The sequence below is a fragment of the Dyadobacter endophyticus genome (assembly GCF_014641595.1).
Lineage (GTDB): Bacteria > Bacteroidota > Bacteroidia > Cytophagales > Spirosomataceae > Dyadobacter > Dyadobacter endophyticus.
Genome location: NZ_BMIA01000003.1, coordinates 1017849 through 1032431 on the forward strand (window position 1 = coordinate 1017849; position 14583 = coordinate 1032431).

Here is a 14583-nt window from a genome sequence, read left to right on the forward strand (position 1 = left end):
ATGACATTGAAACAGGCTTACCTCGTGGCCGACATCGGCACCGGCAACGTGCGGGTCGCCATCGCCGACACCACCGGCGCTATTCTGGGCGTAGCGAGCGGCGATATGCAGTACGAAAAGGACATTCATTATCCCGAATCCATATTTTTCGACCCCAATGCGCTTTGGCAACAGATTAAGAATCTGTCGTCGATAGCCTTGGCGCAGGCCGGACCGGTGACCATAGCAGCCATTACGGCCACCAGCCAGCGCGAGGGCATTGTAGCACTCCACAGTACCGGCCAGTCGCTCATAGGCATGCCGAATATCGACCATCGCGGCCGGGAGTGGGAGGACAATGCACCCGACAAGCATGAAATTTACACGCTTACCGGCCGCTACCCCACTTCTCTTTTCTCTGCATTAAAACTCGTCGGTGTACGCGAACGCCGCCCGGACCTCTGGCAGCAGGTTGAAACGTTCGTCAGCATCAGTGACTGGGCGCAGTTCATGTTCGGCGGGGTGCAGGGCTACGAACATTCGCAAGCCTCTGAAACGCTGCTGTACGATGTCGCCAAAGGCGAATGGTCACCAAAACTTTGCGACATCTATCAGCTAGACAGTACGCTACTGCCGCCATTGGTGCGTTCAGGCTCGGTTTTGGGCAAAATATTACCTGCAATTGCACAGGAACTCGGTATTTCAGAAACGGCGGATGTGGTAGTTGGCGGCTCGGACACGCAGCTCGCTATCATGAGCCTCGAACCGTCCGTTGAAGATATCGTGATCGTTTCAGGCACCACCACGCCTATTATTAAAATTGAAGATCACTACGTAACCGACGCCCAAGCCCGCACCTGGACCAACCGCCATACCGACAACACCAACTTCCTGCTCGAAGCTAACGCTGGCGTTACGGGGCTGAATTACCAGCGGTTAAAAGAAATTTTCTATCCCAATGAACCCTACGAACTGATTGAAACAGAGGTAGCTGCCATTCGCGACACACATTGCGTAGGCGCGCTGGGCTCGTTGCTGGCCGGTGAAAAGTCGCCGCTCACACGTGGCGGGTTTATCTTCAACACACCCGTATCGCACCAGCTCAGCCGGGCGCATTTTGTGTGGGCCACACTTTGGGACATTGCGTGCAGCATTGCCGAAAACTACAACGTGCTCCGCGAAGTAGCGCACCATGAGCAGGGTTATGTCTGGATGTGCGGCGGAGGCGTGCAGAGCGGACTCCTAAGGCAGTTTATAGCCAATTTGTTGGGTGTAAAAGTGATGATACGCACCAACTATCGCCAGGCCTCGGTCTCGGGCGGGGTGGTGATTTGCAACAATGCACTAGGCATTCCAAACCATACCCCGGAGACCTTGCAGGTTACAGAGCCCGATGGCAACAATATTCACCTGAAATGGCACAACGAATGGAAAAACGCACGAAATACATTAAAATCATTTACGCACCAATAATTCCACCCGACACAAACGCACCTTCATATTTGTCGGCGCCGCGACTGTCGATACCTCGCAATAATTTATTGTTAATCGAAAATTGAACAATTAAATGCATTCATATTTCATTGGAATCGATGTCGGGACGCAGGGTGTGCGGGTGGTGTTGCTCGATGAAACAGGTGGAACGGTCGGCAGTAGCGAGAAAATCTTTCCGCTCACGGCACATTCGCGCGAGGAGCAATCGCCGGCTTTGTGGTGGGAATCGGCGTTCGAATGCCTGCAAAACCTGCTCGTCTGCGTTCGGGGAAGCGTTGATTTAAATGCCGTCAAAGCGATTTCGGTCACCTCCACGTCCGGCACGGTGATCCCGCTCGGCGAACATAACGAACCGCTGCACAATGCACTGATGTACTCCGATACCCGCCCTGCGGCCGAAGGGAAATATTGCCGGGAAACGGCGGAGCGGCTCCACCCGGACGGCTACACGGGTTTTAATGCGTCCAGTGGTCTATCCAAAATGGTGTGGTATTCCGACCATTTCACCGAAAAAGCGGCGCGGCTCAAGACCTGGATCCATGCAACCGATTTTATCATCGGCAAACTCTGCGGCGATTTTTCAATAACAGACTATACCAATGCATTGAAGTCCGGCTTCGACGTCGGCACAGGCGAATGGCCTTCCTACTTGACGGAACATTTACCCTTGCGAAAAGAATGGCTGCAAAGCGTAGTCCCTTCCGGCACTGCAATAGGTACATTGCTGCCCGGTTTATCGCAAAGATTAGGAATCAACGCCATAGAGGTAATAGCAGGCATGACCGACGGTTGTGCTTCGCAAGTCGCTTCGGGCGCGGTACAGCCAGGAGATTGGAATACCACTATCGGCACCACGCTCGTGGTAAAAGGCGTAACGACACGGGAAATCCGAGACCCGGAAGGCCGCGTTTACAGCCATCGCCATCCCGAAGGTTACTGGATGCCCGGTGGCGCGGGTAATATCGGTGCCGACTGGGTTTCAGCGGGTTTTACCGATAGTCTCGAATTGCTGAATAAGGCGGCAGCAACACTCATTCCCACCGGACTGATCGCTTATCCGTTGTTGCAGCAGGGCGAACGTTTCCCCTTCATCGCACCGCACGCACGGGGTTTCACGCCTGAAAATGCAAGCCAGGAGGCTATTTTTACCGCCAACATGGAGGGAGTCGCATTCGTCGAGCGCTATGCCTATGAAGTAATCGAGAACCTGTCGGGCGAAAAAGTGAAAGCGGTGTACACCGCGGGAGGCGGGAGCAACAGCGATGTTTGGCTCACGATCCGCGCCAATGTACTCAACAAGCCCGTTCACAAATGCGGCAATGTGACCGGTGCCGCCGGGGCTGCGATCGTCGCGGCGGCGGGTTCGCATTTTGGGACGCTCACGCAGGCTGCACGCGCGATGACGCGCATTGAAAAAACCATCCAACCGGAACCAGCCCTGACCGAAGCTTACGAGCAGCAATACCAGGTTTTTATCCAAACTTTAACTCAAAAAGGTTTCATACCAGGCCCCGTGCCCATCATCCATTGACCATGCTTCACGTGTATCTGCTCCGTCACGGAGAAACTTTCTGGAACGCCGACGGCAACCGCTACTGCGGCGCTACTGACATCGGATTAACCGAAAAAGGCCTTCAACAAGCACATTTGGCCGCCTCATTGCTGAAAGACATTCATTTCGACGCCGTGTATACTTCGCCCCTGCAACGCGCGCACCACACCGCCACGATTGCTTCGGGTAACTATCCCGGCATCACCGTCGACCAGCGATTGATCGAGGCTTCGTTCGGAGAATGGGAGGGAAAAACGCGAGCGGAGTTTATAGCCGAAAACCCCGCGCTCTGGGACGCGTGGGCGCAAGAGCCCGACTACGCACGTGCGGGCGGTACGGGCGAGACGGCCGTCGAGATTGTGACGCGTATGGATGATTTTTTCAATGATATTTCAACAAAACATCCCAACGGCACGGTGCTGGTGGTTGCGCATAATGCCGTAAACCGGTTTTACATGGCCTGGAAACTGGGTATGCCGCTAAAAAATTACCGGCAGATCGTCCAGGAGAACTCTTCGGTGACATTATTCAGCCTCGACGGGCAGGGCGAATTCAGTCTTTTGAAACTCAATTGCCGCTCTTAATTTTTGCTATTATTATGAAAAACAAATTCCTTAACCCATTTGTACTAGCCGCGCTGCTTGCAATGGGAAACCATATTTCCAGCCATGCGCAGAACAAACTAAACGTTCTGAAAATCAAGACTGCGAAAGACCTGCACGCCTATTTTCAATTCACCGGCAACGACCCGATCCTCATCACCGGCCACCGCGGCGGCATGGTAAAAGGCTTCCCCGAAAACTCCATCGCCACTTTTGAAAATACATTGAAACACACCCCGGCATTCTTCGAAATCGATCCGCGGCTGACGAAGGATAGCGTGATGGTACTCATGCACGACGCCACACTCGACCGGACGACGACCGGCACGGGCAAGCTGTCGGATTACACTTATGAAGAACTCAAAAAATTTCGCCTGAAAGACGCCGAAGGCAACGTTACCGACTTCCCGATCCCGACGCTATCCGAGGTCATCGAATGGGCGCGTGGAAAAACCGTCCTCAACCTCGACCACAAGGATGTTCCCCTTGCGATGACGGCAGCATTGATCCGAAAGCACAAAGCAGATGCATTCGTGATGCTTACCGTCCACAGCGCCGCGGAAATGACCTATTATTTATCCCAAAACAAAAACCACACCTTCTCCGCATTCGTCCGGAATATGAAGGAATATGCGGATTACGAAAAGGCCGGGGTACCCTTCAACCAGATGATCGCCTACATTGGCCCGCACGTCAAGCCCGAAAACAAGGAATTGTATGCATTACTGAACAAAAAAGGCACCATGTGCATGATCTCGGCTGCATCGTCCTACGACAAACTCAAAACCCCCGAAGAGCGCAAAGCCGCCTACCTTGCCATTGCGAAAGATGGCGCCTCCATTCTCGAATCGGATTTACCAATCGAGGCCGCGGAAGCGGTAAAGGAATACGCCCAGAAGGAAAGCCCTAAGCAGCGGTTTTTTGGTAAGAGATAGCGCGGTTTCGCCCTATGGTCCCTGTGCAAAGCCGGACGAATCCTGTCCGCTTTTGAACAGGGATTTTTCGTTAAACACGCACAATTTCAACGCAAATACAGTTTTCATCATCTGGCAAGATATTTTACATACAGAAATAGATATAATAACTACGGACACATTCTATGAGACGAAGCGATCTGGGTGAATTTGAAGAAATCGTACTGCTGGCAGTGGCTGCACTGGCGCCGGGCGCCTACTCGGTGAGCATTGCGGAAGAGCTCGAAAGTGAAACCGGGCAAACCGTGAGCACCGGTGCCGTACATGCCGCACTTCAACGGCTGGAACAGAAAGGTTACCTGAACTCGCACCTCGGCGAGGCCACGCAGGAACGCGGCGGAAGACGCAAACGGCTGTTTGCCGTTACAGCTTACGGCGGCAAGATCCTGCACGAAGCCCGTTCCGTGCGGAACAGCCTCTGGAACCGCATTACGCCTGCCGAATTATCAAAAATGGGCCTCGATTTTTCAAACAGCTGAACCATGCAACCACTCCCTCCACGCTGGCTCGATAAGCTGGCCACGCGCATCTGCGCCCCGCACCTGCGCGAAGAACTCCTCGGCGACCTCCACGAGCGCTACGCCCTGCGCCACCGCCGCACAGGCACACGCAAGGCCAATTTCTTTTTCCTCCGCGAAGTGGCTGCATTGCTCCGACCCTCGATCATGCGGCGAAAACCGTCGCCATACGGCTCGCCATCCGCATTCAGCCGCGATATGCTGCGTAATTATTTCAAAATCGGCTCGCGGGTTTTGGTAAAAAACAGGGGCTACTCGCTGATCCATTTGACGGGGCTTTCCATAGGATTGTGGGCTTGCATGATGGTGGCTACCGTGGTGATCGATAGCCTTTCGTATGACCGGCAATGGGGCAGGAAGGATGATATTTACAGGATTGTAACAAGGAGCAAAATGGGTGCCGACATCGTCGAACGGTCGAGCTCCTCGCCCGAGGCTCTGGGCCCCGAATTGCAAAAAAACTACGCAGAAGTAGAATCGTGGTCGCCGCTGGATGCTACTACACTTCATTTCAAAATTCATCCTGGTGACAGCGACGGCGTGGAAACGCATTTGCTCACCGCCGATACGGCCATCAGCCAAATTCTCGACATTAAATTGCTCGCAGGAAGCTTTCAGCCTTCCACCCAAAACGGATGGAAGCTCGCGGTAAGCAAGTCGTATGCGGCAAAGATTTTCCCGGGCCAGGACCCAATCGGTAAAATCATCCATAATATTCCAACATTCGATTCGCAGCCGGTGGCCTACGAAGTTACTGCCCTAATCGACGACATTCCGTACAACAGCCACCTCCGTGCAGACGCGATCAGGATCCGGTCCAGGAAGATTGAGCCGCTCCTAAGCTCCGGCTACATGACCTACGGCCGCAGCTACATTAAGCTCAAACGCGGCACCGACGTACATGCATTTGCCCGCAAGGTGAATGCATGGTATGCAGGTTTTATGAAAAATAGCGGACGGGAACAGTTTGAATTTCAGCCTTTGCAGGACATTTACCTTCATTCCGATTTCGCGGAGGGACAGAACATCAAGGCCAATGCACGTACCATTTATATTTTTGCCGGTGTGGCATTATTGCTGCTTTTCATTGCCTGCGTGAACTTCGTCAATCTCAGTACGGCGAAAGCATTTGCGCGGATCAAGGAAACCGGTGTGCGGAAAATCCTCAGCGGCTCCCGACTCCAGCTCATAGTGCAGTTGCTTACCGAAACCCTGCTCCTCTTCGGACTATCTACCTGCATTGCTTTCTTTGCCTACTACTTCACATTGGCGCCAGTGGAAAACTTCCTGGGTCACAAGCTCGTGATCACCTTCATTTCGGGCGTCGGGATGGCCGCCGCGGCATTGGCTACAATTTTCATCACCTCGCTCATCACGGGCGTTTACCCGGCCTGGATGGTATCCGGCTTCAAACCAGCCAATACCTTGCGGGGAATCATGACGTCGGCATTGGGACGGAACGGCCTGCGGAAAACGCTCGTCGTGGCACAGTTCAGCATTTCCATTGTGGTACTCCTGGCGACGATCGTGGTATGGCAGCAGGTTCGCCTGATGAAAGACAAGGAACTCGGCTACAAAAAGAATGACTTGCTAAGCATCGAACAGATTTCCTGGGAAGGCAAAGGCAATGCTTTCAAAACCGAAATACAGCGCATTCCGGGCGTAGTTTCCAGCAGTATTGCTTTCTGGCTGCCAACCGAGGGTGGCGGCTACATGAGGCGAAACATCAAAGACCCTGCCGACGCGACGAGACAAATCGCGATATGGTATATTGCCGGCGACATCGACCTGCCGCAAACCTTAGGCCTGAAATTGATGAAAGGCCGGATGTTCAGCGACCGTTATGCCGATGCGCTCAATGGAGATTCGCTTCAAAAAATCAGTTTTGAACTGTTTGAAAAAGCCCAAATGAACCAGAATGCGTTGATTACTACCACAGCCGCACGAATGCTGGGTATCAGGGAACTGGACAAGCACGTCGAGAATGCGAGCTCGGTGCCAGTCGGAATTGTCGGCGATTTTCACAACGAATCACTCTACGAGCCTATCAAACCGACGATTATACTCGCTCGGAAGTCGCCGGACTACGGCGGTATGCTCATCCGCATTCGGCCAGGCACCGAAAGGCAGGTCGTAGCCTCCGTGGAAAAACTCGGAAAGCAGTTTTTGCCCCACAAATCACTACGCATCAGCAACGTTGGAGACCAGATTTTCAAACAATACGAAGCCGAATCCAAACTGCACCAGCTTTTCCTTTTTTTCAGCGGACTGACGATGTTCCTTTCCGCATTGGGCATTTTCGGGCTGGTGGTGCAGGCGGCGGAGCAGCGGGCGAAAGAAGTAGGCATCCGCAAGGTGCTGGGCGCGTCGGTAGCAGGTATTGTAGGATTGATTTCGAAGGATTTTGTTAAACTGGTGATGATCGCCATCGTGGTAGCTTCACCATTGGCCTGGTACGGCCTTCAAAAGTGGCTGGAAAGTTATCCCTACCGGACGGCGATCCATTGGTGGGTGTTTGCCGTAACGGGCGTGGCGGCATTGGTCGTGACGATCGGAACCGTGAGTTTCCAGGCGATCCGCACAGCTACCGCCGATCCTGTTCGCAGCCTTCGTAACGAATAATCGATTTAGGGAATTAAAGTACAGAGATGCCACTTTAATTCCCCATTTTGAGCTGCTGGCAGTACGCGTATGCGCTTTTTAAGTTAGCATAACAATTGTACTGTTTTTGCCAGCACCAAAAATCAACAACCCTCATGCAAATGCTCTCCGGCCTGGGCAAAGCCCGGTACATTCCCCTCCTGATTCTTTTTACGCTCGCGATCATGCAATCCTGCCGGAAAAACCCGAAGGAAATGACTGACGAGGAGCTTGCCGTGGCGATCAGTGAAAAGAAAACTTATCAGCAACTACTCGATCTCGCAGGCAATGCGGGGATCGATACGCGTAAATTCGAGGCGAAGGCCGGCACGCAGCCGGTATTTGGATTGTTGGAAGAATTAGCGTTCGGGCACAAGCCCACCATCCGGTTTACCCAGAAAAAAATCAAAGCCGACACTACATTGATCCGCGACGCGGCCGAGGAGCTTGTTAACGGGCAATCTGTGGAAAAGGTTCTGGAAAGACTAGAACCGGTTTTTCCGGTTTATCATAACCTGAAAATCCATTACACCCGGTTATTGAAGGAGCAGAAAAAGGACAGCGCCGCTTACGTGGCCCAAACGCTCAATGCTTATCGCTGGATTCACCGGCAAATTCAGGGCGCACCGCGGTTTGTAGTGGTCAATATCCGGGGCGCATACCTGACAGCGATGGATTCCGCCGGCCAGCACGTGCTCACCATGCGTACCATCGTGGGTAAGCGCGACACGCCTACGCCCACGATCGACACCTATGCGACGAGCATTGTCACGCATCCCTACTGGAACGTGCCTAAAAGCATTGCGATTAAAGAGATTTTCCCGAAAGCTGCGGCAAACCCCGAATACCTGGGCAAAAACCGCATTCAGGTGATCGATAAAGACGGACAGGCGATAAATCCCGAAGAACTGGAATGGGGCGACCTTACCGCCGAAAAATTCCCCTACCGTTTCAGGCAGGAAACCGGTGAAGACAACTCGCTGGGTTTACTAAAAGTGGAGATCAAAAACCCTTTGGCGATTTACCTGCACGACACAAATGCAAGATACCTGTTCAAAAGCGACCAGCGCTGGCGCAGCCACGGGTGCGTACGCGTGCAACATCCGACCGACCTGGCCAACTATATGGCTGGTACCAAACTGCTCGACAGCGATTTCATGGCCGAGCCCGATACCGTTTCGCACCCGCCGAAGTGGCACAAGCTGAAAGTGAGGGTTCCGGTGTTTTTGCTGTATTTACCCGCGGATTGTAATCCGAAAGGCGATTTGATGTATTTCCCGGATGTTTACAAACGCGAAACGCCCAATGCCTGAACATCGGCCATTGCTTCCATACCGGCCAGCAAAGAAGATTTTTGAATATAATGCTGGTCAGCGGAATAAATGAAGAGTCCGGCCCCATTATAGAGCATATTGATCAGCTTTTTGGAATCGGCGATCGACACCGCGGGGCAGCCAAGGCTGCGGCCGAGTCTGCCGGTGTTTCTGATAAACGATTCACTCACATAGTCCGCTCCATGCATGACGATCGCGCGCTCCAATGCACGGTCGTTAATGCCTTTTTCAAGTCCTTCCAGCCGAAGCGAAAGGCCATGCTTTCCCTGGTAAGTACCTAATGTTTTATAAAAACCCAAACTGGATTGGAAAGAAGAGTTCGCATTGGAAAAGCGCTCGGCAAACTCGCTCCCGGAATTACGGCCATGCGCTACATAAGTATTTAAAAGCACTTTCTTTTTCAGCAAATCAATCACATACAGCCGCTTATTACGCGAAGATTGTGTAAAGTCGCAAATCGCCATGATCGGGTTATCGAGTTTGATTTTTTGAAAACCAAACCATGCACAATAGAATGCACGTTCCGACAAGCCCTGCTTTTTCAGGCCCAGCGAGTCATACAATGAAATCCATTCGGAACGGGTAACAGCCGAATCGGTCTTAGCGAACGGCAATTTTTTGGTGGTAGAAATTCTGGAAAGTGGGTCGGCCCGGTGAACACTTAATGAAATGCCTGCTGCTATCAATACCGCTGCCAAAACCCCATGCGCTTTTGTCATTTCTTATTGTTTTATTGAGTATGTGCTTCAAAATCAATCTAGAAGATGCGCTGCTAAGCGACCCTAGCCTAACAGGCCTTAAAACGCAAATGGTTCCGAAAAATTTCAGAACCATTTGCAATATACTAACTATCAATTACTTATAAGAAATAATTCTCAACTTTTTCCTGACCTTAACTACCCAGTCATTCAATCATTCAATTTCATCATTTCTTCTCAATCCCCGCTAATACCCGCCCGATATCATTAGCCCGGGCCATATAAGAAAGGCTGGCATCCATATCCCGGCCGTCGATAGCGTCTTTGAATTTTTTGAGTAGTTCGATATAGTCCCCCAATGCCTTGGAAACATTCTTTTTGTTTTGGTCAAAAATCGGTGCCCACATTTGCGGGGAGCTTTTCGCAAGGCGAACTGTGGAAGAAAAACCGGTGCTCGCCATATCGAAGATTGCACGCTCGTCGCGTTCCTTGTCCAGCACGGTCATACCCAATGCAAAAGAGCTGATGTGGCTCAGATGCGACACATAAGCCAAATGCAGATCGTGCTCCACGGGCTGCATATAATGGATTTTCATGCCTACATCGCGCAGGAACGTTTCGACCAATGCCAATGAATCCGGATTGCTCTTTTCTTTGTCGCAGATGATCACGTTTTTATCAATCAAAAGCTCCTTGAATGCCGCACCCGGGCCTGAGTTTTCGGTACCGGCCATGGGATGCCCCGCTACAAACTGGCCACGTTTGGGATGTTTGTCCGCCAGTTTGCAGATCAATTCCTTCGTAGAACCCAAATCCGTGATCGTCCGGCCATCCGGCAGATGATCGAGCATGTAGGGCAGCAATTTGGTAATGGCGTCCACGGGCGTCGCGAGCACGTTCAGCTCCGATACCTGCAATGCCTCGTCGAGCGTCAGGATCTCGTCCACGATCCCTTTCGCCAGTGCTATTTTCTGATTAACCGACGAGTTATCCACGCCCACGAATTTCACGTGCGGGTATTTCTCGCGCAGCCCCAGGGCAAACGACCCGCCCAGCAAGCCGACCCCTATGATACTGATTATCATTATTTTTAAAATTAAATATCCTGAAACATTACCCTTTGATCCGCTCCACCGCCTGCCAGATTCTTTCCTTCGGCAGACATAACGATAAACGGATATAACGCTGACCTTTCGGGCCAAAAATGACGCCCGGTGCAATGAAAACGTGCTTTTCAACCAGCAGGCTATTCACGAGCGCTTCCGCCGATTCCGTGGAATCGGACAGCTTGCCCCAGAGGAACATGCCTTCCTGCTTGTCGTCCCACGTGCAGCCGAGCGTGCGCAAAAGCGCTTCGGACGCTTCCAGACGGCCCTGGTACACGGCATTGCGCTCCGCATGCCATTCGGCAGAGTTACCCAATGCTTTCGCGCCAGCTTCCTGCATTGCCCAAAACATCCCCGAATCAACATTGCTTTTGATCGTCAGCACCGCGCTGATGTATTCCTTCGCGCCCGAAAGCCATCCGAGCCGCCAGCCGGCCATATTATGCGACTTGCTCATCGAGTTCAGCTCGATCGCCACCTCTTTGGCACCTTCCACAGAAAGCAGGCTGATCGGCGCTTTCTTATTCAGGATCAGGCTGTATGGGTTATCATGACAAAGCAATATGCGGTGCTTTTTGGCAAATGCAACTGCTTCTTCGAAAAGCTCCTGCGTCGCAGGCGCGCCCGTGGGCATATGCGGGTAATTAAGCCACATGAGCTTCGTTTTGGGCGTCACGAGACTTTCCATGGCAGTCCAGTCGGGTTGCCAGCCGTGATCTTCGCGCAGCGGGTATTCTTTCACCACCGCGCCCACCATCTGGCTTACGGCACGGTAGGCCGGGTAACCCAGCTCGGGCACCAGCACCTCGTCGCCTGGATCGAGGAATGTCAGCGATATATGGGTAATGCCCTCTTTCGAACCAATGAGCGGCAATATTTCGGAATTCGGATCGAGTGTTACACCATAGGTACGATAATAAAAATCTGCAACTGATTTTCTGAAAGCGGGGGTGCCTGTATAAGGCTGATAACCATGCGCCTGCGGTTGATAGGCAGCGGTTGTCAATGCTTCCAGCGTTTCTACTGAGGGCATCATATCCGGGTTTCCGATCCCGAGATTGATGACGTCATGCCCTTCGGCAATCAGTTTGCGCACTTCGGCCAGCTTCACCGAGAAATAGTATTCCGATGTCTGCCTGGTGCGCTGTGCAGTTTCTATAATCATTATAGTGAATTGAATTGTGCTTTTAGCCATTGGCTATCAGCTGTTAAAATGTCCGTCCGGAACAGCCCGGCGAAACGGGGCGCAATTTACGACAATTTCCTGGCGGCACATCCTCCCATTTACCTATCTTCAATCCAATTTCTCTAAATTGCGATATGAATAAACTACGTATCCTTGCCCTTTTTACCGTATTTCTGGCCGGTTGTTCCAAACCTTCCGAGCAAATCATGGTTGCTACGGCTGCCAATGTGCAATATGTGATGAAGGAAATCCAGCAGGAATTCGAGAAAGAATCCGGGAAAAAGATCGAGATCGTAGTGGCATCGTCCGGCAAACTCACTACGCAAATCCGCGAAGGCGCGCCATTCGACGTTTTTGTTTCGGCCGACACGAAGTATCCCGAGGAAATCTTCAAAAACGGCGGCTCCGACCGGGAGCCGGAAGTTTACGCAACGGGCACATTGGTATTATGGTCCAAAGACATTCCCGAAACTGATCTTAACCCGGAAGTATTAGCGACCGGGAAAGTCAGAAAAGTAGCCGTCCCCAATCCCCAGACGGCGCCATATGGCCAAGCAGCCGTTGAGGCATTGAATGCTTTGAAACTTTACGAACAAACAGAAAAGAAACTGGTTTACGGTGAAAGTATCGCCCAAACCGCTCAATATATCACAACCGGCTCGGCAGAAGCCGGTTTTAATGCGTTATCCATTGTACTTTCCCCCGAAATGAAAGGCAAGGGGCATTATATCATCGTAGATTCAAGTCTTTATAAACCAATTCAACAAGCGGCTATCCTATTAAAACATAGCGCAGATTCGCCCAAAAAAGCGTCGAGCGAGCAGTTTTATCAGTTCCTGTATTCAGCCAAAGCGAAGGCAATTTTTAAAAAGTATGGGTATCGATAGTCAACCTCTCTGGCTCACTTTTAAACTCGCCGGCATCACCTCCATTCTGCTGCTCGTAATCGCCCTGCCGATCGCCTACTGGCTGGTTTTTGGGAAGTTCAAAGGGCGTGGTGTGGTGGAGGCGCTGATCGGCATGCCGCTCGTGCTGCCGCCGTCGGTGATCGGTTTTTATTTGCTGCTGGCATTCAGCCCCTCGCATTGGTTTGGAGCCTGGATTGAAGAATGGCTGGGTTTGCGATTGGTATTCTCGTTTCCCGGACTTGTGATTGCTTCGATTTTGTACAGCCTGCCGTTTATGGTTTACCCGATCCGCGCCGGGCTGCAATCGCTGCCGGTGTCGTTGCGGGAAGCTTCCTACACGCTTGGGAAAAATGAATGGCAAACATTTGTACAAGTGCTCCTGCCCAATTGCAAACCGGCGATCCTGACGGCATTCGTACTCACATTTGCGCATACGGTGGGAGAGTTCGGTGTGGTGTTGATGATCGGCGGGAACATTCCAGGCGTAACCAAGGTGGCATCCGTGGCCGTCTATAACGAGGTGGAGGCATTGAATTACCCGGCAGCCAACGAATACGCCATGGTGCTTTTTGCTGTCACTTTCATTATTTTGCTGCTGGTTTATTCCATTAACAACCGACTGCTCCGTGTCCGACAGCCTGCTTGACGTCCATATCCGGCATACTTTGCATACCGCTCATGGTATCCTGCCCATGGAAGTCGACTTTTCGCTTGCCAAAGGCCACATGATGGCCTTAACAGGTCCATCCGGAGCGGGCAAAACCACCTTGCTCCGGCTCATCGCCGGGCTTATACACCCCGAAAACGGGCGCATTACATTCAATGCCGAACGATGGCTGGATTCGGCCTCGCGCGTGCATTTACCCGCACAAAAACGCCATATCGGCTTTGTTTTCCAGGATTATGCATTGTTCCCGCACATGACGGTGCATAAAAATCTGCTGTTTGCTTTGGCACAAAATCAATCTGCCGAAATCGTCGACGATTTACTGGAAGCAACGGGCCTTTCGCAACTGGCCGACCGGAGACCTGCCCAACTCTCGGGCGGCCAGCAGCAGCGCGTCGCCCTCGCGCGTGCGCTCGTACGCAAGCCCGAACTTTTGCTGATGGACGAACCTTTCGCCGCGCTTGACCCGGAAATGCGTTTACAGTTGCAGGATTTGCTTTTGAAACTGCATCGCCAACACAATTTCTCCATCATACTCGTAACGCACGACATAGGTGAAATTTTCCGCCTCGCCGATCAGGTCGCCATCATGGAAACGGGCAAAATCACCCAATTTGGCACACCATCCCAGGTTTATGTGGCCGACGCCGAGCCGCAAGGCTTGTCCGTTTACGGAGAAGTCCTAACCTGCGAACGCCAGGGCGAAATGCTCGCTGTCAACGCCTGGATCGACGGTAAAATCAGGCGATTTATGATACCAGCAAACCTAGAATCCGACATGCAGCCAGGCGTCACATTCACATTAAACTACACCGCCAACAATGCCGAAATTCGAATTATTGACCACTGACCGCCGATTGTTAGATTGAATACCGTCGATCGATCTTAATTTGAAATACAATCGGCGATCGGCCGTCAGGGTCAA

The 14583-nt window shown here is 52.0% G+C and carries 13 protein-coding genes; 10 read left to right on the plus strand and 3 right to left on the minus strand.

Annotated features, from left to right (window positions below; all coding sequences use genetic code 11):
- The 7 genes from IEY24_RS24055 to IEY24_RS24085 all read left to right on the plus strand — a co-directional run bounded on the left by IEY24_RS24055 (position 1) and on the right by IEY24_RS24085 (position 9072).
- Positions 1-1452, plus strand: coding sequence for an FGGY-family carbohydrate kinase (locus tag IEY24_RS24055; RefSeq protein WP_188936924.1), 1452 nt, complete (start codon positions 1-3; stop codon positions 1450-1452).
- A 94-nt stretch (positions 1453-1546) separates the two neighbouring features.
- A complete protein-coding gene (locus tag IEY24_RS24060) occupies positions 1547-3004 on the plus strand; it encodes an FGGY-family carbohydrate kinase (protein ID WP_188936926.1) in 1458 nt (485 codons plus the stop codon).
- A 2-nt stretch (positions 3005-3006) separates the two neighbouring features.
- Positions 3007-3609, plus strand: coding sequence for a histidine phosphatase family protein (locus IEY24_RS24065; protein WP_188936927.1), 603 nt, complete (start codon positions 3007-3009; stop codon positions 3607-3609).
- 14 nt (positions 3610-3623) lie between these two features.
- The gene (locus IEY24_RS24070) at positions 3624-4562 is read left to right on the plus strand and encodes a glycerophosphodiester phosphodiesterase family protein (RefSeq protein ID WP_188936928.1); all 939 of its coding nucleotides are present in this window, start codon (positions 3624-3626) and stop codon (positions 4560-4562) included.
- 164 nt (positions 4563-4726) lie between these two features.
- Positions 4727-5080 carry a PadR family transcriptional regulator gene (locus tag IEY24_RS24075; RefSeq protein WP_188936929.1) on the plus strand — a complete coding sequence of 118 codons (354 nt, stop codon included), beginning with the start codon at positions 4727-4729 and terminating at the stop codon, positions 5078-5080.
- Positions 5081-5083: 3 nt separating this feature from the next.
- Positions 5084-7741 carry a permease prefix domain 2-containing transporter gene (locus IEY24_RS24080; RefSeq protein ID WP_188936931.1) on the plus strand — a complete coding sequence of 886 codons (2658 nt, stop codon included), beginning with the start codon at positions 5084-5086 and terminating at the stop codon, positions 7739-7741.
- A gap of 134 nt (positions 7742-7875) precedes the next feature.
- On the plus strand, positions 7876-9072 hold the full coding sequence (locus tag IEY24_RS24085; protein ID WP_188936933.1) for a L,D-transpeptidase family protein: 1197 nt from the start codon (positions 7876-7878) through the stop codon (positions 9070-9072).
- Here IEY24_RS24085 and IEY24_RS24090 read toward each other — a convergent pair.
- From IEY24_RS24090 to IEY24_RS24100, 3 genes are all read right to left on the minus strand, one after another.
- Positions 9045-9812 (minus strand): murein L,D-transpeptidase catalytic domain family protein, encoded by a 768-nt coding sequence (locus tag IEY24_RS24090; protein ID WP_188936935.1) that lies wholly within the window; start codon positions 9810-9812, stop codon positions 9045-9047. The two genes, IEY24_RS24085 and IEY24_RS24090, sit on opposite strands and share 28 nt — an antisense overlap.
- Positions 9813-10018: 206 nt before the next feature.
- Positions 10019-10876 (minus strand): prephenate dehydrogenase, encoded by an 858-nt coding sequence (locus tag IEY24_RS24095; RefSeq protein ID WP_188936937.1) that lies wholly within the window; start codon positions 10874-10876, stop codon positions 10019-10021.
- Between the two features lie 28 nt (positions 10877-10904).
- Entirely contained in the window at positions 10905-12062 is a 1158-nt protein-coding gene (locus IEY24_RS24100; protein WP_188936939.1) for a pyridoxal phosphate-dependent aminotransferase, read from the minus strand.
- Positions 12063-12217: 155 nt separating this feature from the next.
- Here IEY24_RS24100 and modA point away from each other — a divergent pair, with 155 nt between their 5' ends.
- From modA to IEY24_RS24115, 3 genes are read left to right on the plus strand one after another with little or no spacing between them, the layout of a single operon-like run.
- A complete protein-coding gene (modA, locus tag IEY24_RS24105) occupies positions 12218-12970 on the plus strand; it encodes a molybdate ABC transporter substrate-binding protein (RefSeq protein WP_188936941.1) in 753 nt (250 codons plus the stop codon).
- On the plus strand, positions 12957-13637 hold the full coding sequence (gene modB / locus IEY24_RS24110) for a molybdate ABC transporter permease subunit (protein ID WP_188936946.1): 681 nt from the start codon (positions 12957-12959) through the stop codon (positions 13635-13637). Before modA ends, modB begins: the two co-directional genes overlap by 14 nt.
- Positions 13618-14508, plus strand: coding sequence for a sulfate/molybdate ABC transporter ATP-binding protein (locus tag IEY24_RS24115; RefSeq protein ID WP_229222972.1), 891 nt, complete (start codon positions 13618-13620; stop codon positions 14506-14508). Before modB ends, IEY24_RS24115 begins: the two co-directional genes overlap by 20 nt.
- Positions 14509-14583 lie beyond the last annotated feature (75 nt).

Coding starts and splice junctions, on each gene's coding strand:
- IEY24_RS24055 (WP_188936924.1), top strand. CDS start 1: ATGACATTGAAACAGGCTTACCTCGTGGCCGACATCGGCACCGGCAAC.
- IEY24_RS24060 (WP_188936926.1), top strand. CDS start 1,547: ATGCATTCATATTTCATTGGAATCGATGTCGGGACGCAGGGTGTGCGG.
- IEY24_RS24065 (WP_188936927.1), top strand. CDS start 3,007: ATGCTTCACGTGTATCTGCTCCGTCACGGAGAAACTTTCTGGAACGCC.
- IEY24_RS24070 (WP_188936928.1), top strand. CDS start 3,624: ATGAAAAACAAATTCCTTAACCCATTTGTACTAGCCGCGCTGCTTGCA.
- IEY24_RS24075 (WP_188936929.1), top strand. CDS start 4,727: ATGAGACGAAGCGATCTGGGTGAATTTGAAGAAATCGTACTGCTGGCA.
- IEY24_RS24080 (WP_188936931.1), top strand. CDS start 5,084: ATGCAACCACTCCCTCCACGCTGGCTCGATAAGCTGGCCACGCGCATC.
- IEY24_RS24085 (WP_188936933.1), top strand. CDS start 7,876: ATGCAAATGCTCTCCGGCCTGGGCAAAGCCCGGTACATTCCCCTCCTG.
- IEY24_RS24090 (WP_188936935.1), bottom strand. CDS start 9,812: ATGACAAAAGCGCATGGGGTTTTGGCAGCGGTATTGATAGCAGCAGGC.
- IEY24_RS24095 (WP_188936937.1), bottom strand. CDS start 10,876: ATGATAATCAGTATCATAGGGGTCGGCTTGCTGGGCGGGTCGTTTGCC.
- IEY24_RS24100 (WP_188936939.1), bottom strand. CDS start 12,062: ATGATTATAGAAACTGCACAGCGCACCAGGCAGACATCGGAATACTAT.
- modA (WP_188936941.1), top strand. CDS start 12,218: ATGAATAAACTACGTATCCTTGCCCTTTTTACCGTATTTCTGGCCGGT.
- modB (WP_188936946.1), top strand. CDS start 12,957: ATGGGTATCGATAGTCAACCTCTCTGGCTCACTTTTAAACTCGCCGGC.